Raw genomic sequence first — 1,879 nt, 5'->3', positions numbered from 1 at the left:
CATTATGCTGATCACCGGCAGAAGTGAAAGGTATGGCCGCAGCTTATTGGAAAGGATCAGGAAACACTTCAATAAAGAGGAGCATCAATTCATAACCATTGATGAGTTTTGCCAATATTCGGGTTTCAAGGTGGAGCAGGTCAAAGATTTTCTCTCTTTGTAGTCAATTATTTTATAAATTTGTGAGCAAAATAAAAGGTCACCATATCGGTCACCCTTATTTTAAAATAGGCCTTTAATTATTCTAAGGTAGTGATTTTGTGGAAATGGTGACTCCCTCCGAGTTCACAGCAAATAAAGTAAATAACTACAAAACCGTCTTTAGAGCTTCTAAAGGCGGTTTTTTGTTTTTGAAGCTTTCAGCTTTAAACTTTCTTTCATTTGCAAAAGTGCAGTAATGAATGTTTTTAGGTTTTCCTCAATATTTTTAAGAGTTTTTCACTTGTTTTAGAGGACCTCCTTAAACCATAAGTTAAGAGGTTTGGTCATCCATATTTTTTAAGCTATTTAATTTAAGATCTTGATAAGTAGAATATTAAAAGCGACCCTTATTTTATTATTTTTGTCCCACCTAGTCCAAGGGCAGGAAACGCAAATGGTTTATTTAAATTCAGAATTAGCTCAAGTTGATTTTATAAATGCTAAGTATGTCCGACATATGACTCCAAAGAGTAAGGACACCTTTCAGATTAAAGATTACTATTTATCAGGGGAATTATATCAAGAAGGTTTTGTCAAGATGATTTTCCCTTATCTAAATAGACCAGGTGGAAATTTAAACAATGAGTTGAAGGCAAATCGAAATAATACAAATTTTTTTGATAATGAACTTCATGAATATCGTCAGCCCATCCAGATTGGTAAGTTTACTACATACTATAAAAATGGTAAAAGGAAATCAGAAGGACATTATTTAAATGGGCTAAAAGAGGGAAAGGTTACACAATGGTACTCTAATGGCCAAAAAGAAGGAGATTATCTTTTTAGTGATTCTTTAAATCAGGTTTTTCTGGATAACCATAAGACCGGCACAGAAAGGCAAATTATTAACTTTTTTGATAGTCTAGGGAATCAACTCGTAAAGGAGGGAAATGGTGTTTATGTTAAATATGAAAAAGGCCCCCTTTTAGACTCGGGAAGATTACATAACTCTATTAAGGAAGGAGTTTGGAAAGGTTCTTTTAAATCGGGAAAGTCAAGCTATATTGAACAATACGAAAATGGGCTTTTAACTAGGGGAACGAGCATTGATTCAGAAGGGAATTCCTATCAATATACTAAACTAATTGTGGCCCCCTACTATGGCAATTATGGAGATAATGAATTTTATAGCTTTGTTTCCAAAAATATGGTGTATCCCATTGAGGCAAGAAGAAGAAATATCCAAGGGACAGTATTTGTTCAATTTATAGTGGATGAGCTTGGAAATACTACTCAAGTAAAAACATTAAAGGGGTTTTATCCTGCTTGTGATATGGAAGCAGAAAAGGCCGTTGATTTGGCCAATAATTTTAAGCCCGCTTTAATAAGGGGCCAACCTGTAAGCGTTCTTCTAGTAATCCCCATTGAATTAAGGTTGAGAGATGTACCAAATACTATCATGCGAAAAAGGATTAATTGAACTTGGGGGAGGTGATGTATATTCAAAAAAATAATTTTGAAAAAATGTGAAAGTTCTTGAAATGATGGACCCTTAGGGGTAGTGGTCATTTGTTTGAGGGATCTTTCAATGCCGGTTTTTCCCAAGCTACCGCGAGCTTGCAGCTCGTAGTTACAATCCAAAAATATCTCAGGAAATCAATAGCAATTAAATCTTTTCTCGATGTATCTTGTGGAGTAGCTTAACTCATTACCTAGGTTGTGAATCCTGTAATTCGGT

Annotated in this window: 1 protein-coding gene; it reads left to right on the top strand. The window is 34.8% G+C overall.

Annotated elements, in window-relative coordinates:
• The first annotated feature begins 595 nt into the window (after positions 1-595).
• Positions 596-1,621 (top strand): energy transducer TonB, encoded by a 1,026-nt coding sequence (locus E1171_RS09415; RefSeq protein WP_155205752.1) that lies wholly within the window; start codon positions 596-598, stop codon positions 1,619-1,621.
• Positions 1,622-1,879: the final 258 nt, after the last annotated feature.

The sequence above is a fragment of the Xanthovirga aplysinae genome, from assembly GCF_009711365.1.
Classification (GTDB): domain Bacteria; phylum Bacteroidota; class Bacteroidia; order Cytophagales; family Cyclobacteriaceae; genus Xanthovirga; species Xanthovirga aplysinae.
Note: the sequence above shows the minus strand (reverse complement) of the source record. Positions and strands in the feature narration are given on the sequence as shown.

Coding starts and splice junctions, on each gene's coding strand:
- E1171_RS09415 (WP_155205752.1), top strand. CDS start 596: ATGGTTTATTTAAATTCAGAATTAGCTCAAGTTGATTTTATAAATGCT.